At 35.1% G+C, this 21,042-nt stretch carries 18 protein-coding genes; 11 read left to right on the top strand and 7 right to left on the bottom strand.

All coding sequences use genetic code 11. The annotated features are described in order from the left end of the window. The first annotated feature begins 1 nt into the window (after position 1). Together ftsA and ftsZ are read left to right on the top strand one after the other, a co-directional pair. Positions 2-1,345 (top strand): cell division protein FtsA, encoded by a 1,344-nt coding sequence (ftsA, locus tag IC221_RS13720; protein ID WP_188169512.1) that lies wholly within the window; start codon positions 2-4, stop codon positions 1,343-1,345. Positions 1,346-1,539: 194 nt separating this feature from the next. Further along, on the top strand, positions 1,540-2,973 hold the full coding sequence (ftsZ, locus tag IC221_RS13715) for a cell division protein FtsZ (RefSeq protein WP_188169511.1): 1,434 nt from the start codon (positions 1,540-1,542) through the stop codon (positions 2,971-2,973). A 244-nt stretch (positions 2,974-3,217) separates the two neighbouring features. On the opposite strand, the gene IC221_RS13710 is transcribed toward ftsZ, so the two are convergent. Next, positions 3,218-4,087 carry a DMT family transporter gene (locus tag IC221_RS13710; RefSeq protein ID WP_188169510.1) on the bottom strand — a complete coding sequence of 290 codons (870 nt, stop codon included), beginning with the start codon at positions 4,085-4,087 and terminating at the stop codon, positions 3,218-3,220. A gap of 178 nt (positions 4,088-4,265) precedes the next feature. On the opposite strand from IC221_RS13710, the gene IC221_RS13705 reads away from it, so the two are divergent. Then, positions 4,266-6,695 (top strand): heavy metal translocating P-type ATPase metal-binding domain-containing protein, encoded by a 2,430-nt coding sequence (locus tag IC221_RS13705; RefSeq protein WP_223241380.1) that lies wholly within the window; start codon positions 4,266-4,268, stop codon positions 6,693-6,695. Between the two features lie 87 nt (positions 6,696-6,782). Here the strand turns inward: IC221_RS13705 and IC221_RS13700 are convergent, their stop codons facing one another. Continuing rightward, positions 6,783-7,469, bottom strand: coding sequence for a head GIN domain-containing protein (locus IC221_RS13700; RefSeq protein ID WP_188169509.1), 687 nt, complete (start codon positions 7,467-7,469; stop codon positions 6,783-6,785). Positions 7,470-7,703: 234 nt separating this feature from the next. Here IC221_RS13700 and IC221_RS13695 point away from each other — a divergent pair, with 234 nt between their 5' ends. Beyond that, positions 7,704-9,041, top strand: a complete 1,338-nt coding sequence (locus IC221_RS13695) for an ATP-dependent 6-phosphofructokinase (RefSeq protein ID WP_188169508.1) — start codon at positions 7,704-7,706, stop codon at positions 9,039-9,041. 481 nt (positions 9,042-9,522) lie between these two features. On the opposite strand, the gene IC221_RS13690 is transcribed toward IC221_RS13695, so the two are convergent. Next, positions 9,523-10,569, bottom strand: coding sequence for a cytochrome-c peroxidase (locus IC221_RS13690; protein ID WP_188169507.1), 1,047 nt, complete (start codon positions 10,567-10,569; stop codon positions 9,523-9,525). A gap of 272 nt (positions 10,570-10,841) precedes the next feature. Between IC221_RS13690 and IC221_RS13685 the strand changes: the two genes are divergently transcribed. Genes IC221_RS13685 through IC221_RS13675 form a run of 3 tightly spaced genes read left to right on the top strand, consistent with a single transcriptional unit; the run spans position 10,842 to position 13,170 of the window. After that, entirely contained in the window at positions 10,842-11,858 is a 1,017-nt protein-coding gene (locus tag IC221_RS13685) for a sugar phosphate nucleotidyltransferase (RefSeq protein ID WP_188169506.1), read from the top strand. After that, complete coding sequence (locus IC221_RS13680; RefSeq protein WP_188169505.1) at positions 11,842-12,411, top strand: bifunctional 2-polyprenyl-6-hydroxyphenol methylase/3-demethylubiquinol 3-O-methyltransferase UbiG; 570 nt, start codon at positions 11,842-11,844, stop codon at positions 12,409-12,411. Before IC221_RS13685 ends, IC221_RS13680 begins: the two co-directional genes overlap by 17 nt. Positions 12,412-12,417: 6 nt before the next feature. Next, entirely contained in the window at positions 12,418-13,170 is a 753-nt protein-coding gene (locus IC221_RS13675; RefSeq protein WP_188169504.1) for an SDR family NAD(P)-dependent oxidoreductase, read from the top strand. Between the two features lie 339 nt (positions 13,171-13,509). Here IC221_RS13675 and IC221_RS13670 read toward each other — a convergent pair whose 3' ends face one another. Together IC221_RS13670 and IC221_RS13665 are read right to left on the bottom strand one after the other, a co-directional pair. After that, positions 13,510-13,983 carry a hypothetical protein gene (locus tag IC221_RS13670; RefSeq protein ID WP_188169503.1) on the bottom strand — a complete coding sequence of 158 codons (474 nt, stop codon included), beginning with the start codon at positions 13,981-13,983 and terminating at the stop codon, positions 13,510-13,512. A 183-nt stretch (positions 13,984-14,166) separates the two neighbouring features. Beyond that, positions 14,167-14,595, bottom strand: coding sequence for a Fur family transcriptional regulator (locus IC221_RS13665; RefSeq protein WP_188169502.1), 429 nt, complete (start codon positions 14,593-14,595; stop codon positions 14,167-14,169). A gap of 189 nt (positions 14,596-14,784) precedes the next feature. On the opposite strand from IC221_RS13665, the gene IC221_RS13660 reads away from it, so the two are divergent. Genes IC221_RS13660 through folE form a run of 4 tightly spaced genes read left to right on the top strand, consistent with a single transcriptional unit; the run spans position 14,785 to position 18,895 of the window. After that, complete coding sequence (locus IC221_RS13660; protein ID WP_188169501.1) at positions 14,785-17,187, top strand: TonB-dependent receptor; 2,403 nt, start codon at positions 14,785-14,787, stop codon at positions 17,185-17,187. Between the two features lie 7 nt (positions 17,188-17,194). Then, a complete protein-coding gene (locus tag IC221_RS13655; protein WP_188169500.1) occupies positions 17,195-17,812 on the top strand; it encodes a GTP cyclohydrolase in 618 nt (205 codons plus the stop codon). A gap of 6 nt (positions 17,813-17,818) precedes the next feature. Further along, positions 17,819-18,232 carry a phosphoribosyl-AMP cyclohydrolase gene (hisI, locus tag IC221_RS13650; RefSeq protein ID WP_188169499.1) on the top strand — a complete coding sequence of 138 codons (414 nt, stop codon included), beginning with the start codon at positions 17,819-17,821 and terminating at the stop codon, positions 18,230-18,232. Continuing rightward, entirely contained in the window at positions 18,233-18,895 is a 663-nt protein-coding gene (gene folE / locus IC221_RS13645) for a GTP cyclohydrolase I FolE (protein ID WP_188169498.1), read from the top strand. A 125-nt stretch (positions 18,896-19,020) separates the two neighbouring features. Here the strand turns inward: folE and IC221_RS13640 are convergent, their stop codons facing one another. Together IC221_RS13640 and IC221_RS13635 are read right to left on the bottom strand one after the other, a co-directional pair. Further along, positions 19,021-19,602 (bottom strand): hypothetical protein, encoded by a 582-nt coding sequence (locus IC221_RS13640; protein ID WP_188169497.1) that lies wholly within the window; start codon positions 19,600-19,602, stop codon positions 19,021-19,023. A gap of 223 nt (positions 19,603-19,825) precedes the next feature. After that, the gene (locus tag IC221_RS13635; protein WP_188169496.1) at positions 19,826-20,827 is read right to left on the bottom strand and encodes a hypothetical protein; all 1,002 of its coding nucleotides are present in this window, start codon (positions 20,825-20,827) and stop codon (positions 19,826-19,828) included. Positions 20,828-21,042: the final 215 nt, after the last annotated feature.

Here is a 21,042-nt window from a genome sequence, read left to right as displayed (position 1 = left end):
TATGGAAGAAGAAAAGATAATCGTAGGGCTTGATATTGGAACTACAAAGGTGTGTGCTGTAGTTGGCAGAATGAATGAGTACAATCAATTAGAGATACTCGGATTAGGTCATTCTACTTCAGAAGGTGTGCGTGATGGTACGGTGAGTAATATCGCAAAGACTACAGAGGCGATTGACCAAGCAATTACAGCCGCTGAGCAAGACTCGCAAATTGAGATCAATGTAGTGAATGTGGGTGTTGCAGGGAAGCATATTAAAAGTTTCCGTCAACATGGAAGTATCACTCTTCCGCATCAAGAAGACGAAATATCAGTGACAGATGTTGAGCGTTTAACAAACGATATGTATCGTGTAATCACTGAACCTGGAACTGAAATTATACATGTATTGCCGCTTCATTATACAGTAGATAGTGAGGAGAAAATCAAAGATCCTGTTGGTATGGCAGGGGTGAAGTTAGAGGCCGATTTTCATATCGTTACAGCCAATTCTAATTCAATACGTAATATCAAAAAATGTATTGAAAGAAGTAATTTGGAATGTGATCAGATGATGTTGGAACCATTAGCTTCAAGTATGGCGGTTTTGACAGAAGAAGAAAAAGAAGCTGGTGTAGCGATCATTGATATCGGTGGTGGTACTACTGATATTGCTATTTTCTATGATGGAATCATCAGACATACAGCGGTAATTCCTTTCGGTGGAGATATCATCACTTCTGATATTAAACAAGGATGTGCAGTGATGCAGCATCAAGCCGAATTACTGAAAGTAAAGTTTGGTCAATCAATGGCTGTCAATACAAATGACGCTGAGGTAGTTGAAATTCCTGGTATTAATAATAGAACTCCAAAAGAGATTTCTATTAAAAATCTTGCTTATATCATTGAGGCAAGAATGGAGGAAATCATCGATTTAATTCAAGCAGAATTAAGAGCTTCAGGTTATTTGGATAAATTAGCCGGAGGATTAGTACTGACAGGCGGAGGGTCTAAACTTAAAAATATCCAACATTTGTTTGAATATAAAGTAGGGTTAGACACAAGAATTGGTTACCCAACAGCGTTCTTAGGTAAGAGTGATCGTTCTGAGAAAGTAAAAGATCCAAAATTCTCAACAGGATTAGGATTAGCTTTAGCAGGATTTAAAGCTTTAGACCAAAGAGAGTTGGAAAGACCAAGAAGTATTTACCAACAAGAAGTAAAGAGTGAAGGAACTTCAGACCGAGTAAAGGTACCTGAAACTTCTGGACCAAGAGGAAAGAATATTTTCTCAGATTTCCTTCAAAAGGCGAAGGATTTATTAATTGATGACTATGACGATACTGAAGATTATAAAGATTAACCAATAAAACTATAAGTTAATTGGATTGTTTTTATTAATTCTGTATTTTCATTGAATAAAATGACCATATTCTACCATAAAAGTGGAATAATGTGTCATTTTTTACGAATAATGCTATTATTTTAGCACTTTGAATTTTTGATATAAATAAGCAACCATTTTAGGTGGTTGAATAAATAAATTTTTTAGAATCTATGGCTGATACGAGCTACGAGTTTGATATGACAAGCAACCCTACGGCTAACAAGATCATTAAGGTGGTCGGTGTTGGTGGTGGTGGCGGTAATGCTGTCCGTCACATGTATGAACTTGGAATCCATGATGTAGATTTTTTTGTGGCTAACACAGATAAACAAGCATTGGAATCGAGTCCAGTACCCAACAAAATTCAATTAGGCGTTGAACTTACTGCAGGTTTAGGAGCAGGTGCAAAACCAGAAATTGGTAGAGAATCTGCAATGGAAACAAAAGATGAAATTAAATCATTCTTGTCCAATGGTACAAAAATGGTCTTCATCACTGCTGGTATGGGTGGCGGTACAGGTACAGGAGCTGCTCCTGTAATTGCTGAAATCGCGAGAAGCTTGAACATTCTTACTGTGGGTATCGTAACGATGCCTTTCAGATTTGAAGGTAAGCCAAAAGAAAGAAGAGCACTTCAAGGTATTGAAGACTTGAAAGAACACTGTGATACTGTTCTTGTGATTCTAAATGAAAAATTGAAAGAAGTTTACGGACGTTCTTCAATGAGAGAAGCTTTTGCTCAAGCTGATAATGTATTGGCTCGTGCAGCAAAATCAATTGCCGAAATCATTACTGTAGACGCATACATCAATGTTGACTTTGAAGATGTAAATACTGTAATGCGTGATGCTGGTACTGCCGTAATGGGCTCATCAATTGAGTCAGGTGAGGACCGTGCTATCCGTGCAACTGAGGCTGCAATTGCTTCACCATTATTGAACAACACTGACATTACCAACGCTAAATATATCTTACTTAGCCTTGTGGTTAGTGATTACGATAACTTGGATATGAGTGAGTTGGAACAAGTGACAACTTACATCCAAGAAAGAGCTGGAGACGAGGCCGAGGTTATCTTTGGTGTGGCTAAAGATGAATCATTGGGTGATGCAATCAGCGTAACTGTAATTGCTACAGGTTTCGAAGAAGATAAAGAAATCAAAACAAGCGGCGATTTTTTTAGCAAAGGGGAGTCAGGTTCACAGAGCACTAGAATAAGTACGCCTATTCCAGTGGCAAAACCTACTTCAGAAGTTAAGGAGGAAAAACCTCCAGTTGTTGAAGAAAAGACAGAAGAGGAAGAAAAACCTCTTGAAGTTGAAGCTTCAGCGGCTCCCCAACCAAAAGAAGAGCCTAAAAAAGTAGTATTTTCTTTAGAGGACGATTATGTTGGGAATGAAGTAACTTCTGAACCTAAAAGTCCTGTAACTTCAGATGATGTTTCTAAAGAAGCTGAAACACCACATTTGAGCAGTTACAAAAAATTTGAATCAGTAAAGGATATTTCAAATGAAGATATGAAAGATCTTCGTGATGTTCCTGCTTATATGAGAAGAGGAGTGAAATTAAATCCTCCATCATCTGAACAGGAAGATGCAGAATAAATAACCTTTTGAAAATAAAAAACGCCATTGAAAGTTAAATTTCAATGGCGTTTTTCTTTACAGAACTATCTATTAAATTTTACTTAAGCAGTTGTACAATTAAAATCGGAAGTTTTGGATTTTCTTTTTTAGCCTACTCTTCGTTAGAATATCATCACGTAGCTTCGGCTATGCTCTTCTATTCTGCCTTGATTAGACTAAAAAATAATAATCCAACTTATCCCAATTTTAAATGTGCAACTGCTTAAACAGCTCCTTTTTTATTTAAATTGTGTTTGTAGACGAGGTTCAATAAGGTACCTGAAATCACGAGGAACATACCTATTATAACTTCCATTGTGAAAAATTCACCGAAGAAATACATGCCGTAAAGTGCTCCATAGATGACACTTGTGTAATTCATACTAGAAACGGTCAGTGCATCATCATCAGATTGATAAGCCTTTGTTAAAAGAATTTGACCGATTTGTGATAAAACACCAATGCTCAATAAGGCACCCCATATTTCGATACCTTCAGGCATTACCCAATCAAAATAACTCCATATACCCGTGATGGGAACCGCTACAAAAGGAAAATAAAATACTACTACGACAGGATGCTCTTTTCCTTTTAACTTTCCGATAACTGTGTATGCCGCCGCTGATCCAATGGCTCCCAATAAAGCAATCGTTAAAAATACAGGGTCAACTCTTGGGTCGAAACCTTTGATGAAAACGACTCCAATAATACTGATTCCTAAAAATAAAAATTGTAAAGGTTTCAGTGGTTGTTTTAAGAAAAGCATCGCAAAGAGTGCAGTAAACAAAGGTGCTAAATTCTGTAATACAACTGCGGTAGCTAAAGGAAGGTTTTGAAAACTGGCAAACACTAAAACTAGAGAGATGGTTCCAAAAAAGCCTCTTAGTAACAGCATTTTCTGATTATTTCCCCAAAGATAAACTCCAGCTTTTTTGAGTGTAATATAACTTAAAACGAGAGAAATTAATGCTCTGAAGAAAACAACTTCTTGAGGAGGTATTTGTGGAATTGCTTTCACTATCAATTGCATAGTGGTCATTACTAGTGCAGCCAATAGCATCTGTTTAACTCCACTTCCAACTTTTATATTCATATATTTTTTTCTTTTTCCGAAAGGTAGTGCGAATTGAAGCCCAAAAATAACGGATTAGAAAGGCTTGGTACCCAATTTTTAGTTTTTATTTGTCAATAGGAGTGATGAATTGATAATTGTCAGTGCTGATTTCAATTTTGCTGACGAAATTTACGCCAATCTATTATTAGACATGAACATGCACTCAAACGAAAATAAAGAAACTTGTTATCACTGTGGAGAAGACTGTACAGATGAAATTATAAAAAATGAGGAAGGGAAATCATTTTGTTGTAATGGATGTCATATGGTTTATGATCTTTTGCAGGAAAATAATCTTACGGATTACTACCGTTTAAATAATCAGCCTGGTGTAAAACAAAAAGGAAAATCACAACGTGAAAAGTTAGCTTATTTGGATGATGAAACGATCATTAAAAAGCTAATAGATTTTTCAGATGGGAGAATTGCCCGACTCAGTTTTTACCTTCCGCAGATCCATTGCTCATCTTGTATTTGGCTACTCGAAAAGTTACCTGAACTGAGTGAAGGTATAGCAGAGTCTAAAGTCAATTTTCTTAAGAGAGAAATCTACGTTACATTTTTAGAAGAGAAACTATCCTTACGGGATGTGGTGGAATTGTTGATCAATCTTGGGTATGAACCCTTGATCAATCTTGAGGACTTAGAAAAGAACAAAAAAAATAAAGCAAAAAAAGCACAAGAGAAATCCTTTTACATCAAACTTGGTGTTGTAGGTTTTTGCTTTGGTAATATTATGATGCTGAGTTTTCCAGAATATTTGGGAATCACGGTAGAAGATCAGCACTTTATAGAACTGTTTGGTTACTTAAATTTAGTCTTGAGTATTCCCGTTTTCTTCTATGGAGCAAGGGATTATCTGACATCTGCTTGGCATGCACTAAGACACGGAGGAGTGAATATTGATGTGCCAATTTCACTGGGGATTTTTGCATTGTTTTTACGGTCAGCTTATGAGATTCTATCTGATACCGGAGCGGGTTACCTTGACTCTTTAGGTGCTTTGATTTTTCTATTACTGATTGGTAAGTGGTTTCAGCAAAAGACATTTGATAATATTTCATTCGAAAGAGACTATAAATCATATTTTCCTATTGCTATCACGAGGATTGTAAAAGGCATCAAAGAGAATATTCCCCTTTCTAAATTGGAAGTAAATGACACTTTACAAATTAAAAATGGAGAATTAATTCCTGCTGATTCAATATTGAAAAAAGGAGAAGGTAGAATTGATTATAGTTTTGTGACAGGGGAGTCAGTACCTATTCGAAAAGTATCTGGAGACCTTTTATATGCAGGGGGAAAACAGACAGGCGGTGTCATTGAAATAGAGACCACAAAGGAAGTATCTCAAAGTTATTTGACGCGTCTTTGGAATGAACAGACTTTCCAAGAAGAAGCGATGAAGGATTTATTGCAGTCTAAAACCAATGTTTTAAGTAAGTGGTTTACGATTGCTATTTTAATTATTGCTTCTATTGCAGGGGCTTATTGGTGGTCAGTGGACGGTGCAAATCATGCCGTGAATACCTTTACAGCAGTTTTAATTATTGCTTGTCCTTGTGCATTGGCCTTAAACGCTCCATTTGCTTTAGGCAATGCCATGCGAATTATGGCAAGGTTTGGTTTGTATACAAAAGATACTATAGCTGTAGAAAAAATGGCAGCTGTCAACCATATCGTTTTTGATAAAACAGGGACAATTACATCAGCTAAAGAACAGTCCATTTCATTTGAAGGAGAGGATCTAACAGAAGAACAATTACAATTGGTCTATGCAGTTACTTCTCAATCGACACACCCTGTTAGTAGTCGAATTGCTCAACATTTAAGACAATTAGATCAAAAATATAAGGTCGATAATTTTGAGGAAGTGCAAGGGAATGGTATACAAGGTGAGGTAAATGGACACACTATTAAATTAGGAAAAGCTTCCTTTGTCAACGCTGATCAATCAGGGAAGAAAACATTCCAAACCGTTTCGTATGTTAATATTGATGGAAAGGTGTTTGGTAAATTCTTACTAGCACAATCTCTTCGTGAAGGTGTTGATGGACTATTATCGTTCCTTCATGAGAGAGGTTATAAAATTTCCTTATTATCAGGTGATAATTCGTCAGAGAGAGAAAAGCTTTCAAAGTCTTTTCCCGAAGGTACAGAAATGCATTTTGATCAGTCTCCAAAAGATAAAATGCATTTTATTCAGGCAAGTCAGGCCAAAGGAGAAACTGTATTGATGATTGGTGATGGTTTAAATGATGCAGGAGCCTTAAAACAGTCAGATGTAGGGATTGCTGTCGCTGAAGATGCACATCAATTCTCTCCAGCTTGTGATGCCATTTTAGCCGCTCAAAAAGTGAATCAACTGAACCGTTATTTATCATTCTCTCAAAAAGCGATGACGATGGTTTATTTGGGGTTTGTAGTTTCACTACTGTATAATGTATTAGGTTTGTCTTATGCAGTTCAAGGAAATCTCTCTCCTTTGATTGCTGCTATCTTAATGCCATTAAGTTCTATTTCGGTGGTGCTTTTAGGTACGATTGGAACGACTTGGTTTGGAAAGGTGTTTTTGAAGAAAAATTAATATTAAATCCTGTATAAATATATAAAGCCTTCTATCTACAAAATGAGATAGAAGGCTTTCTTTATATGAATTCTATATGAAATTTATCTATTGAAATTGTGAGATATCACCCGATCCAGAAACCTTAATTTTTGTTCTTTCAGGAGTACCTTTGTATCTGATATCACCCGACCCAGATACTCTTGCATTGATTTCTTCTGTTGCCCAACAGTCCACATCACCTGAGCCACTTACTGAGATGGTAACAATTTTTGATTCCATGTCTTTAGCGTCAATATCAGCAGAACCACTCACTGATATACTGAAATTATCAGCCTTACCTTTAAGGTCTAACTCACCCGAACCACTAAGGCTTGCTTTTAATTCATCTACATTTACTTCTCCAGTAAAACTTCCTGATCCACTGCCTGCTAAAGTTAAGTTGTCTGCTAATACTTTTCCTTTACAAACAATATCTGAAGAACCAGAAAAACTTACACTATTGATTTTATCGCTGTAAGTAATTTCGATGTCAGCTCTTACATTACGAACCCCTTTTTTAGGACGAATAGAAAGTTTACCGCCTGAAACCTCAGTAATTACATCCGTAGGTTTAGTACTTCCATATAAATGTACAACCGCTTCATTTTTTTTACCTGAAATAAGTTTTACGTCCATTGAACCACTGATTTTGATGCCTTCAAATGAACCTAATGAACGAGTGTCTGTTTCTTGTGCGTGAACAAATGATGAAAAAAGAATTGCAATGCTAAGGATAAATAATTTTGTTTTCATTTTTTATTGTATTTTTGCGACTCATTGTTTGTTATGGATAACAACAATTAACAAATGAATATTGTGTGAAAATAATTGTATATGCCTTAAAGACATAAGAAATTCCTAAGGGTTGCATGAATTTATTGTGATGATCAAAATAGGGTTACTTTTGTCATCCTTTTTTAATAGAAATATACTGTTATTCGTGTTTGAAAAAATTGATACATACATTATAATAAATAATACTATCTCATGAACGACTTGAAACAAGAAGACTTCGAGGTTAAAAAGTTAGGCAAAGCCACTTTGGTATCTCCTATTTATAAAAATTACGCAGACGAAGAGATTAGTAACGAATTATTCATCGATGAGTCAAGAAAGATCGTATATGACGCTTCTTTAAGTAGCTACAAAAATACATTAGAGTCCGGTGCTGAACCTATCTCATTCTTAAAAGCAGGACCTAGAAAAGACATTTATTTTGATCCCTCAAAAACAAAAGCCGCGATTGTAACATGTGGTGGTTTATGTCCTGGTATCAATAATGTAATCCGTGGATTGGTAAATGGCTTATACTACAGATATAAAGTAAGAAACATTTGGGGTATCCAATATGGCTACCAAGGATTAATTCCTGAGTATGGCCATGAAATGGTGAAATTAACGCCAGATGTAGTAAAAGATATTCACTTATTTGGTGGTACTATCTTGGGATCATCAAGAGGTCGTCAGGATATTTCTGCTATGGTTGATGCACTTGAAAGAGAAAACATCAACATCCTTTTCACTATTGGTGGTGATGGTACACTTTCGGGTAACCACGTAATCAACGAGGAAATTGAAAGAAGAGGTTTGAAAATCGTTACTGCAGGTATTCCAAAGACGATTGATAATGATGTAAACTTCATGACAAAGACTTTCGGTTTCGATACAGCTTTTACAACCGCAGCAGCAGTAGTAAGAGATGCTCATAACGAGGCGACAGGTGCTTATAATGGAGTAGCAATCGTGAAACTAATGGGTAGAGACTCTGGTTTTATTGCAGCTAATGCAGCGTTGGCAATGCCAGATGTAAACTTCGTATTAGTACCAGAATCTGAATTCGAGTTGCACGGGGAGAAAGGTTTCCTAGCAGCATTGAAAGAAAGAGTATTGGATCGACATCATGCACTAGTTGTAGTGGCGGAAGGTGCTGGACAAAATCTATTTGATGATGAAAATGTGAAAATGGATAAGTCCGGTAATATCAAGCATAAGGATATTGGTGTTCACTTAAAAGATGAAATCAATAAATTCTTCAAGAGCGAGGATATTGAAGCAACTGTGAAGTATATTGACCCTTCATACATCATTCGTTCAGAAGTTGCAATTCCTGCGGATAGTGTTTTCTGTAACGATTTAGCCTTAAACGCTGTTCACGGAGCAATGGCAGGTTTGACAGATTTCGTAGTAGGTCGTTGGCATAACCAATTCACTTACTTACCAATTCCAGTAGCAACAGCATCAAGAAAGAAAATTGATGTAAATGGTCCATTATGGTGGGCAGTATTGGAGACTACAGGTCAGCCATTAAAGATGAAAGACGAGTAATATATCTTTGGATATTGAAAATAAAAGAAAGGTGTCAGTAATGACACCTTTTTTTATTTGAGAATTTTCTTCCCTAGCATATTGTAAACTAAATTATCGTTAATTGTAATATATTTCTATATGAATTGTGTGTGGTAGTGTATTGTGGTTCTTGAGGGCGTTTTACTAAAACGTCCCTACAGTACTGCACTTTAGAAGATTATTATAAAACCTTAGCATTTTTGATTTGTAATCAGGTAATCATTAGTAGTATCTAAGTCGGCCTTGAAGGGAAGAAGTAGCAAATGAATTGGGTAGAAGGTCCACTGGCGCGAATGTTAAGCGATAGCATCATTCGTGTCCTAAAGATCAGCAGAAATCTCCTGATTTCTAAACATCATAAATATTCGATAATTTAGTTTACAATGTATTCATTTTACCTGATCCAAAAAAAAGAGCACCGATTAAGATGCTCTTCAAAATAAATAGTACAATGCTTTTGTTATGGTAAAGTAGGGGCTTGAGTTACTTCTTCAGGAATTTTGGAAGTTAACGTCCCTAAGAATGCAGAGATATTTGAAGCTTGTTCATCAGTGATCTCAACATTTGACTGAAGTTTAGCCATAATTTTTACAGCATCTTCCAGTTTTTCTACAGAACCGTCATGGAAATAAGGAGCAGTTTTAGCGATATTTCTCAACGTAGGAACTTTGAAATGGTATTTGTCATTCTCTTGTCCCGTTACTTCTTTTCTTCCTTCGTCTTGTTTCTTTGAACCTGTCATTTCCCAGTAGTTGCCATATACACCAAACTTTTGGTACATATTACCACCTAGCATATTGCCTGAGTGACATGTTACACAACCTGCCTCTTGGAAGTCTCTTAACCCTTGTGCCTCTTTTGCAGTCAGCAAGTAAGAATTGCTCTCTTGAGCAAGGAATCTATCAAAACGTGAAGGGAACAATAAAGTTCTTTCAAAAGAACCAATTGCATTACCTACATTTTTGTAAGTAAGTGGTTGTTTTTCGTTAGGAAATGCTTCTTTGAATAATTTTACGTATTCAGCTACCTCGCTTAAACGGTTAATCACTTCTTTTTCATTTGGCATTGCATGCTCAATTGGATTTAGGATAGGTCCGATAGCTTGCTCTTCCACGTCTTTTGCTCTACCATCCCAGAACTGTACAAATTGTAAAGCTGAGTTGATAACGGTAGGAGAGTTTCTATCGCCAAACTCACCTGTATCACCTGGTGAAGTGGCTTTGTTGTCTACCCCGAAAGTAGCTAAATCATGGCAAGAATTACAGCTGATATTACCGTCTTTTGATAAACGTGTATCAAAGTACAACATCTTACCTAATTGGATTTTTGATTCGTTGGATGGATTTTCTTCATTGATAGCTTCAGTTGGTAGAACACCAAACATAGAAGATGCAATTTTCCACTCCTCTGCAGTTGCTTTTTCAAGTTTTTGCTCAGTTTTTTTATTTCCTTCTGAACAAGAAGTTAAGACTGCAGTTAGTGATAGAAAGTAAAGTACTTTTCTCATTTTTAGTTTTAGTTAAAATGTAAATTTGGAATAAAAGGTATCGATACTATTTATTTTTGAATTGGATAATTTTTCTGATTTTAGCAACGCTTAGTATTAGCTAGTACAAAGTTAGTTGATAACTGTTTCCTAAAATATTTTTTATGTGAACAACATTAAAAACGGTATAAATTCTATTTTTTAGAGGAATGCTATCGCAAAAAATAATAGATAGTAATAATAATTTTGTTTGAGTACTTATATTTGATATATATAGGAACAAGATAATCAAAATGAAAGTATTAATACCAGTTGCAGGGCGAGGCTCTAACTTACGTCCTTTGACCAATACTCAACCTAAGGCGTTATTGCCTGTTGCAGGGAAACCCGTTATAGCTCATATTATAGATATATTTATAGATGCAGGTTTTGATGATTTTATCATCGTCATAGGTTATATGGGTACACGTATTGAATCCTTTATTTTAGAAAATTACAAAGACACTAAAATCAATTTTGAATTTGTAGTACAAATACCAAGGGAAGGATCAGCACATGCCGTTTATGTTGCTAAGAATTTCTTTGAGGAGGAAAAAGAACTGATGGTGTGTTTGGGTGACTCTATTGTGAATTTGGATATTAAACAAATGTTGGAGAACCCCAATTCTGTGGTAGGGTACCAAAAGGTAGATAATCCTGGTAAAGTTGGTGTCGCAGAATTGGATGCAGAAGGAAAAGTGAAGCGGTTTGTAGAGCGTCCGGTGATTCCAAAGTCGAATTTAGGATTAGTGGGTATTTATAAAATAGTGGATATTCCTGCTTTCATTCAAGGCTTGGAATATGTAATTGATAATAATATTACATCTCAAAATGAAATCGTAATTACAGGTGCTATTCAAAAAATGGTCGCAGAAGGTTGTAATTTTGAGGTGCAAGAAGTTGAAAACTGGTACGATTGCGGAGCTAGAAATTCTCTTTTAGAAGCCAATGCAACGCTATTAGGAAGACCCGGTTTTCAATTGACAACTACAGATGATATTAAATGTGAAAATTCAATTATTATTAAACCTGTAAAAATTGGAAAAAATACTGTCGTCAAAAATGCGATCATTGGACCGAATGTAGTGATTGGTGAAGAGGCAATTATAGAAAATTGCATCATAGAAAACTCAATTATTGGAGCATTTACAGATTTAAAAGATTTATTGTTGAAAAACTCTCTTGTAGGACACGATTCAACTTTAAAAGGTATAGCTCAAAGTTTAAATTTAGGCGATCATACTGAAATCAATTTTGGCAACAAAGTCTAAAGCGGAAGAATGGGATGCTTTTTATCAGTCCCAAGGTGCATTTGGTGCTCCCTATCCTGAATTAGTTGATTTCTTAAAACAAATTCAACCGAAGACGAGTTTGTTAGACTTGGGAGCAGGACAGGGAAGAGATGCAATTGCAGCTCAACAGTTGGGGTTTGAAGTAACTGCTGTAGATATCTCTAACGAAGGTATTCAGCAAATTCAAGCAAATGGAATTAGAGGCGTTGTTGATGATATTTTTAATTATACATTAGATCAAAATTATCAAGTGATACTACTTGATGCAGTGATTCATTGTCAGCCTGAAGATCAAGAAGAGGAGAAAAAGCTATTTAAAGCTATTGAAGAACATTTGAATCAAGAGGGCTACCTTTTATTGCTTACCCATCAATGGGATATGAGAGAACAGTACCTCCAAGATCTTTTTGCAAAGCATTATCCCACATTACAGTTACAATTCAATAATTATATCGAACATATATTCACACCTCCTCAAACGGAGGAAGAAAGCATTATGGAGTTATCTTTTATGTGCTTTCAAAAAACATAAAAATTAATGAAAAAGACAGCGTTAGTCACTGGAGCAACTTCAGGAATAGGTAAAGCAACCGCAGAGTTATTTGCTGAAAATGGTATCAATTTGATCATTTGTGGCAGAAGAGAAGAGCGTTTGTTAGAGTTGAAAAAACAGTTAGAAGAAAAAGTAGATGTACATACACTTACTTTTGATGTAAGAGATAAAGAAAGTGTTTTTTCACAGATTGCTTCATTACCAACATCTTTTCAGAAAGTAGATATTTTAGTAAACAATGCCGGTAATGCTCACGGTCTTTCTCCAATTCATGAAGGAGATGTTGATGATTGGGATGCTATGATTGATATTAATGTCAAAGGATTACTCTATGTTTCGAAAGCCATAATTGAGCAGATGAAAAATAGAAAAGAAGGACATATCATTAATATTGGTTCCATTGCCGGAAAAGATGTTTACCCTAATGGCAACGTTTATAATGCATCAAAATTTGCTGTTAATGCACTCAATGAAGCAATGCGTTATGATTTGAATGAGTTTGGAATTCGTGTTGGTGCTGTGCATCCAGGTCTAGTACACACAGAGTTTTCTGAGGTGAGATTTAAAGGTGATAAAGAAAAAGCAGAAGGAGTTTACCAAGGTTATGATCCTCTTTATGCTGAAGACATAGCAGATATCATTTACTTTATGGTCTCAAGAAAGAGACATGTTAATATTGCTGATTTAGTGGTGTACCCAACAGCACAAGCATCAGCAACTATTGTAAATAAAAAATAGAACGTTTTCGAGTTAAGAGCGTTGTGTTGTGAGGAAACATTGTTTTAAAACATCCTTACGAACTGTCTCAACTCTTACCTTTGAAACATAAAAACATCATAAATAAGGTTTCGTAATCTCTAACGAAGCCTTTTTTATTTGATGTGGGGATCTAGGGAGGTTAAAGTTTGTAGTTGAAGTTGGTTTTATCTGTAGTATGTTAGGAACCGTTGGTTTGATGTGTGTAGAGAAGGAGAATTAAGAATAAAAAAGTAGTAGTTTCATTGTTTAAAACTACTACTTACATGATTTACAGTTTTAGTCCTTGTTAATAAAATTTAGGAACTGATTACTTTAACATTATGCTGTTGGTGCAGGATCATAAGGAAATGAAGAGTGATGTAAATCAATCTTCAACTCACCATCAACAATCTTATAACCAAAAGTATATTCTACTTTTGCCTCGTTTCCATTAAGATCAGTAAAGAAATAGTTACCCATTGCAATAGCACGATTTTCTTCTAAAATAATATCCGAATTTTCAAATCGTACATTTGTCCAAGGATTAATAGCAAAACCTTTGTCCTCAAGTGAAGCACGGTTCTGCCCTGCAATAAAATAAGATAGAGCCTCTATTTTCGTTGGCCTGAATTGTTCTTTCGCACATTTTGTAGGTTTAAATAATACAGGACCAGCTTGAAATGAGTAAAGGTTATCCAAGAAATTATTAGCAAAGGCTTCACATTCAGGTCTGTTTTCTTTTAGGGATCCGATTTTTACAACTCCAGCACCCCATTTTTTTTGAGCATTAACGACTTGTTCTTGACTTATCATATTGTTAATAAATTGATTATATACAAATTATGACCTACATCAAATATAATAATTAATGCGATACTGTTGCATTAATAAAGTTTAAATAACATTTTGGTAACAGTGTTTAAAGTGTAAATTGTGTGATCGAAATTTAAAATATAAATAAATCAAGAAAGGTAGTTGAACTTTTAACATTTCATACTAATGTGAACATTCCGAACAATCCGAACATTTTCCCTCTAAGATTAACTTAATACTATTGATTTTAAAACCGTGAGCATTTTGTATTTCAGGAATTTGAATGTCATCCATACAAAAAGTTTTATGGCAAGAATTACAGATAAAATGAGCATGATTATGATGAGTTTCAGCACACTCATGTTTTGTTAAAGCATACCTAGAGACGTTATTGATATCTGGAACTTTGTGTATGATTCCTTTCTCCATAAAAGTGTCTAAAGCTCTGTAAATTGTTACTTTATCGGGCATGCATTCTATTGCTTCTTTAATATCTCTGTGGGATAATCCATGTTTATTTTTATAAAATAATTCTAGTAACTCAATTCTGAAATTCGTCTTCCTTATCCCATTATTAGAGAGGAGTTCTAATATCTTCTGTTCGGTTTTCATGCACCAAAGATAAAATAAATTAAAAAAATAAACACAACAATGTTGCGTTTGTGGAAATGATTTTTTTATTTTTGCAACATAGTCGCATTTAAGATGAATTTGGATTAATTAAAAATTAGAGATTTATAAGTTAGCCTATTTTATTCCTATGATGTTGCTCTTTTCGTAACAAACTAATTTTCAAAGTACATGCACAAAATTCTTTTTCTATTCATCCCATTTATTGTATCACTGAGCCTACATGCCCAAGAGACGAATAATTGTAGTTATGAATTGAAAGGGGTTGTGCTTGATGCAGAAACAAAAGAGGCATTGCCTTATGCATTGGTTAGTATCAAAGGAACAACACAAAAAGTGTTGACAAATATTGATGGGGAATTTCAATTAGGAGATTTGTGCAATGCGACTAACTGTTTGATTATTTCTTGTAACGGCTATTGCAAAACTACATGTGATGCTTCTTGTAAAGTACATCAAACTAAAGAAGAAAGATCGGTCATTTATCTCAAACCCGATGTGGTATCGTTGGATGAAGTGACAGTTTCAGAGGTAAGTGATATTCAAGGAACATTGACGGTTGCTCAAGATTTAGTGGATGGAGAAATGTTACAAATCGATCCAACTCAATCCTTAGCCAATGCACTTTCTAATGTAGAAGGGGTCACATTTACATCAACAGGAAGTAATATACAACTTCCCGTAATTCACGGCCTTTATGGTAATCGAGTTTTATTGTTGAATAATGGATTTAAACACGGTTTTCAAAATTGGGGATCAGAACATGCTCCAGAAATTGATATTGCATCAGCCAATAAAGTTACTGTAATCAAGGGAGCCTCGGGTGTACGATATGGACCTGAAGCTTTAGGGGGAGCGATTATAGTAGAGGGAAACCCATTAAATTTTAATCAATCTCTTAGAGCAAAAATAGGAACGGGGTATCAATCTAATGGAAAAGGCTACTTTGCAAATACTGAAGTGAGTCAAGGTTTTGAAAACATAAGCTATCATGTTGGTGGTGGTTATACTCGAATTGGTGATCGACATGCTCCAGATTACTCCTTAACCAATACAGGTAAAGAAGAAAAGGCATTTAATGCTGGTGTCAAATATAAATTAAAGGATTTTGACTTCAAGCTCTATTATAGTTTCGTGGATCAGAATTTAGGAATCTTAAGAGCTTCAATTACAGGGAATGCTGATGATTTTGAAAGAGCGATTGGTGCTGATCGACCAGCGATTATTAAGCCTTTTTCATATGATATCAATGAACCAAATCAAATGATTCAGCACCACTTAACAACAGCAGAAGTCAATTGGTGGTATTCAGAGGAGGAAAAGCTAACATTTAGAGTAGGTAGACAGCTCAATCATCGTGAGGAGTATGATGTTCGTAGAAATTCCTACAAACCAATCATGAATTTGGACCTCACGACTACTGATTATCAATTGGAGTGGATGCATAAGAAGTGGTTTCAACTGGAAGGTATTATGGGACTTCAGTTTTTTACTCAAGATAATGATAACCTTCCTGGAACAGACACTACACCTTTTATTCCTAATTATAATACGTACCGTTTTAGTGGTTTCATTATAGAAAGCTTAACGAAAGGGAAAAATACCTTTGAAATGGGCCTTAGAATGGATTATGAAAACAATAATGTAAGAGGGTATGATATCTATAAAAATGTCTTCAGGGACGATTATACTTTTGTAAACCTCACTACCTCTTTAGGGTTCGTACGTCAACTTTCTGATAATGCCACTTACAGAACAAACTTTGGAACAGCGTGGCGTACACCAAATGTAGAAGAACTATTTGCTTTTGGTCAGCACGGATTTAAGTATTCTTTCGGAATGCTCCGTTATTACTTAAATGAAGATGATGAATATAAATCAGATAAAGTAACTCCTTTAAGCGAAAGCGATGTGAAACCTGAAAGAGGTTTTAAATGGATCAATGAGTGGAATATAAGTAAGAATACCAACGACTTCACAATTACAGCTTATACAAATTATATTGAAAATTTTGTATATGAGCGTCCATACGGTCCTGTAGGTACAGTTAGGGGGCCAATGCCTGGATTTTTCTTCGACCAATCCAATGCTTTATTTATTGGAGGAGATTTCACATGGCAGAAAAAATGGTCAGAAGTTTTAGACGGTTCTTTAGGGGTGAGTTACCTATGGTCATGGAATGTTGAAAAGGATGAACCATTGATCAACCAACCTCCTATAAGAGCAAGTTATAATCTAAAGTGGTCTATTCAACCTTTTTGGATAATCGAATCTGCTTATCTATCAGTAGAACCAAGCTATACTTTCCAACAGTTCCAAGCCCCAAGAACTTTAGAGGAAGATGAAATAGTAACACCAGAGTCTGAGATTTTTGATTTTACACCTGCACCTGAAGGCTATTTTCTTTTAGATGCTTCTTGTGGGTTTAAGGTGAAACAATTCTCAGCAAATCTCTCTGTAAACAATGTATTGAATACGAGTTATCGAAATTACCTTAATCAACTGAGGTATTTCGCTGACGACATGGGAAGAAATTTCCTCTTCTCTCTCAATTATAATTTTAACGCTAAATAGTAAACAAATGAACACGATCAACTTATTCAAAAAGTACAGCCTTGTTGGTCTTTTAGCTTCTGGATGCTTATTCACAAGCTGCGACAGCGATGACGTTGTACCAGAGATCGAAAACGAATTAGAAGTGATTACTGATGTGAAATTAATTTTCACAAACACTGCTGATGACACGGATGTAGTAACAGCTACTGCACAAGATCCTGACGGACCAGGTCTTGAAGATCTAGTAATTAAGGATGCAATCAACTTAGGTGCGGGTAAAACTTATACCCTTACTTACGAGATCATGAACAAATTGGAGGAGCCAGGTGAGGATATCGGTGAAGAAATCTTAGATGAAGATGATGAGCACCAATTCTTTTTTGGATTTACGGAAGATGCATTCTCAAACCCAACTGGTAATGGTAACATCGATAACGCTTCAGATGATATCAATTATGAAGATGAGGATGATAATGGTAATCCTGTAGGTTTAGAAACAACATGGACAGCTTCAGCAACTAGCGTTTCAAATGGCGAATTCAGAGTGGTATTAAAACACCAACCAGATGTAAAAACTGCTACTTCTGGTTTTAATGATGGTGATACTGATTTTGATTTAAAATTCGTATTAAACATTCAATAATAAAATATGGAAAACAGTTCAAAGGTAGCTTTGGAAGAGGAGCTTGTACCGCAGCTTCAGTTTGAGAAAAGAGGTGGGTTATTACCCGTCGTTGCACAAGAATTTGATACGGGGCAAATTCTAATGATTGGTTATGCCAATAAAGAAGCTTTCGAGTATACATTGAAATCAAAGAAAGCCACTTTTTGGTCTACCTCACGAAATGAATTGTGGACAAAAGGGGAAACCTCTGGCAACTACTTAAAGATTATTAAAATCATGGTGGACTGTGATCAAGACGCTATCATTTATCAGGTAAAACTGATGGGTGGTGGCGTTTGTCATACTTTCAATCAGGAAGGAGAAAACAGAAAGGCATGCTTCTATAGAAGCTATGATTTAGAGGAAAATAAGTTACAATTTATAGACGGAATGGAATAGATGGAAAAGGAAGAAAAGCTAAGAATTGAGGTAGAAGGGGATAATCATATGATGACAAGCGTTGATACACCAATGCTTGCTGATGCTTTTGAAAAAAGTGACGACGAAAAGATTGAAATTATTCAAGAACATTTTGCTGGTATTATGAAGACATTAGGTCTTGATTTATCAGATGACAGTTTGAAAGGTACACCTTATCGATATGCTAAAATGTATGTCAAGGAGCTTTTCTCAGGTCTCGATCCTAAAAATAAACCCTCATTATCAGTTTTTGACAATAAATACCAATATGATAAAATGTTGATTGAGAAAAATATCACTTTCTCTTCAGCATGTGAGCATCATTTTTTACCTATCGTAGGAAAGGCTCATATCGGTTATATCTCTTCAGGTAAAGTAATTGGTATTTCAAAAATTAATCGAATTGTAGAATATTACGGCAAACGCCCACAAGTGCAGGAACGTATGACACTTCAAGTGTATAACGAACTGCAAGATGCATTAAAAACCGACAGCATCATTGTGGTAGTGGATGCGGAACACCTTTGTGTCTCATCAAGAGGCGTAAAGGACAAGACAAGCTCAACCGTGACCATGGAATATGGAGGTAAGTTTAATGATGTTTCCTTTAGAGAAGAATTTCTTCGATTACTAAAGGACTAACTCACCACGGTTTAGTTATTAGAAGTTATATTGGATTTGAGCTCTTCCCTTAATTTTTAAGGGTTGAGCTTTTTTTCTGATAAAAAGTCAGGACTTGTACAAAAAGTCAGTATTTGTAATAGAAACTAACCCATTACTTTTTGTCTATTATTGTCACGTTCCTCTTTTTTTCTAATCACCCTTTTTGCAGCTTCAATCGCTTCTGGAATAAGTGTGTTTTCTTGAACAATTACTCTCAATTCAAAAATATCATTCTTTTCAAATTTCTTCTCAAAAAACTGTATTTTAAACTCGTTACTTTGCAGATGCTGTTTTTCATTTTTCTTTAACATTGGTTTAATTTCTTCAGAAAGAACAGGGTTCACTTTTATATGAGCGATGAGTAATAAAAGTGATGTGATGTCGATATGGATAAAACCAATTTCTATAGAAAAGATCAAATGGAAGATCTGAACAAGATGGAATGTTCCTGCTAAAAGAAGGGTTGCAAAAGCATGTTTCCAATACTCATTTTTTAGTAGTAATAAAATTATTGAAATCAATAACCCAACATACGAGAGAGAAAATTTCGTATAATAAGAGAAGTGAATACTACCATCATTTTCTAACTGTAAATTTTGGAAAAAAGTGTTCTCAATAAAATAAGGAATGGTTAATAAGGTAGCTATTCCAAGTGGAATATACTTGATTGATTCTTTAGTTTTCATGTTTGCCCAGCAGATAATTTAATTATGTGAGGCAAAACTAATAATAATACCCCTTCTTATCAAACCGTCCTTCTTTCAAAATCTTACAATAGCAACTTTTTAAAAGGGGAGGCCTAAATATGAACCTATCTTCAAAGGACAAACATGATCAAGAACCAAAGAACTTTAGATGACTACTTATTACACTTTTGAAAAATCACCTTCCAACTGAGATTTACATTTACTATTTAGTCATCCATTCTGCTAAGATTTTAATAAACCTTGGGTGAATTAAGTAGCCAACAGAGGCATGAGGATTTGACTTCTCACCCTTAACGGCTAGATTGTAAATTTTATCTTCTTCTTCAATAAAGTTTTCTTTTTTGATAAGATCTAAGTCAATCATTTCTTGGAAATCATCTTGTATATGACTGTCATGACAGATGTAATCATCTTCTGCAGAAATATTTACCCACTTATGGATATTGGTGGGGTATTGTCTGATTTTATCTTTAGCGATTAACTCCTCCTTCAGACTGTTATTTTTACAACCGCTAGGAGGCGAATAAATACTCAAACTTGCACCTCTCAAGTTATCTTTCACATGAATATCACCAAGTGGAGAACCTAAAGTGACAAATAGGTTGACCTTTTTATCTGGTCCAATGGCATTTTTAAATTCATTGAGATGTGATAACTGCCATAGAACATCATAACTTATAATTGTTCCTAAGCTATGAGCAATCAGCATAATTTCATCTCCATTGGCAAGGTACTTTTTTAAAGGCGAAATCAATCTTTCCTGAACAAGGTGATTGAATTCAGAGTCCTTATTCCAATATTCAATAACATCGGGTGCTTTGATCTTAATTAGCGATTCACCGATATTGAAAAGGTTTAATGGAGATGAGAAAAAATCTGCAAGCCCTTCATTGAAGAATCCAAAAGTATGGAGATTGTCATAGTTGTTCTCATTGAAATCGTCTGCTGAATAGGTCTTTAATTTATCTAAAGTTTTAATTCTTAAGTCTTTACCTTCATATTCATTGCTGAAAAATCTTTTGTTTGTGATGTCTCCGTAATAGATAAATTCTTTTTCAAAACTATCAAATTGATCTGCTAGTTGTGGATTGAAGTCTCTTTTTAGGCCGTGTTTTATAGCTTCATACCAAATTGCTCTTATTTCTTCTTTTTTTGGTTTTTGTGCGCGACCATGGATGATTAAAATTCTTTTTGTAGAGGGCATGTTAAAGTTGTTTTAGTAAGTGTATTTATTGTTAATAAATATAGGAAGGACAATGATTAAATTGAAAAAATTAGTGTTATGAAAAGTCAAAATAAATAGTTTATGCTTTAAGTGGGCAAATAAAATTATAATTAATACCTGAGCTATCGCTCTTTTAAAATTTTGAATTTTCATTTCTTTGACAGAAAGCCGATCTTTCTCCTATGAAAAGACTT

The organism is Flammeovirga sp. EKP202 (assembly GCF_014534745.1).
Lineage (GTDB): Bacteria > Bacteroidota > Bacteroidia > Cytophagales > Flammeovirgaceae > Flammeovirga.
Note: the sequence above shows the minus strand (reverse complement) of the source record. Positions and strands in the feature narration are given on the sequence as shown.

Bases quoted from the DNA above. Each gene is read 5' to 3' on its own strand.
- ftsA (WP_188169512.1), top strand. From the start codon at position 2: ATGGAAGAAGAAAAGATAATCGTAGGGCTTGATATTGGAACTACAAAG.
- ftsZ (WP_188169511.1), top strand. From the start codon at position 1,540: ATGGCTGATACGAGCTACGAGTTTGATATGACAAGCAACCCTACGGCT.
- IC221_RS13710 (WP_188169510.1), bottom strand. From the start codon at position 4,087: ATGAATATAAAAGTTGGAAGTGGAGTTAAACAGATGCTATTGGCTGCA.
- IC221_RS13705 (WP_223241380.1), top strand. From the start codon at position 4,266: ATGCACTCAAACGAAAATAAAGAAACTTGTTATCACTGTGGAGAAGAC.
- IC221_RS13700 (WP_188169509.1), bottom strand. From the start codon at position 7,469: ATGAAAACAAAATTATTTATCCTTAGCATTGCAATTCTTTTTTCATCA.
- IC221_RS13695 (WP_188169508.1), top strand. From the start codon at position 7,704: ATGAACGACTTGAAACAAGAAGACTTCGAGGTTAAAAAGTTAGGCAAA.
- IC221_RS13690 (WP_188169507.1), bottom strand. From the start codon at position 10,569: ATGAGAAAAGTACTTTACTTTCTATCACTAACTGCAGTCTTAACTTCT.
- IC221_RS13685 (WP_188169506.1), top strand. From the start codon at position 10,842: ATGAAAGTATTAATACCAGTTGCAGGGCGAGGCTCTAACTTACGTCCT.
- IC221_RS13675 (WP_188169504.1), top strand. From the start codon at position 12,418: ATGAAAAAGACAGCGTTAGTCACTGGAGCAACTTCAGGAATAGGTAAA.
- IC221_RS13670 (WP_188169503.1), bottom strand. From the start codon at position 13,983: ATGATAAGTCAAGAACAAGTCGTTAATGCTCAAAAAAAATGGGGTGCT.
- IC221_RS13665 (WP_188169502.1), bottom strand. From the start codon at position 14,595: ATGAAAACCGAACAGAAGATATTAGAACTCCTCTCTAATAATGGGATA.
- IC221_RS13660 (WP_188169501.1), top strand. From the start codon at position 14,785: ATGCACAAAATTCTTTTTCTATTCATCCCATTTATTGTATCACTGAGC.
- IC221_RS13655 (WP_188169500.1), top strand. From the start codon at position 17,195: ATGAACACGATCAACTTATTCAAAAAGTACAGCCTTGTTGGTCTTTTA.
- hisI (WP_188169499.1), top strand. From the start codon at position 17,819: ATGGAAAACAGTTCAAAGGTAGCTTTGGAAGAGGAGCTTGTACCGCAG.
- folE (WP_188169498.1), top strand. From the start codon at position 18,233: ATGGAAAAGGAAGAAAAGCTAAGAATTGAGGTAGAAGGGGATAATCAT.
- IC221_RS13640 (WP_188169497.1), bottom strand. From the start codon at position 19,602: ATGAAAACTAAAGAATCAATCAAGTATATTCCACTTGGAATAGCTACC.
- IC221_RS13635 (WP_188169496.1), bottom strand. From the start codon at position 20,827: ATGCCCTCTACAAAAAGAATTTTAATCATCCATGGTCGCGCACAAAAA.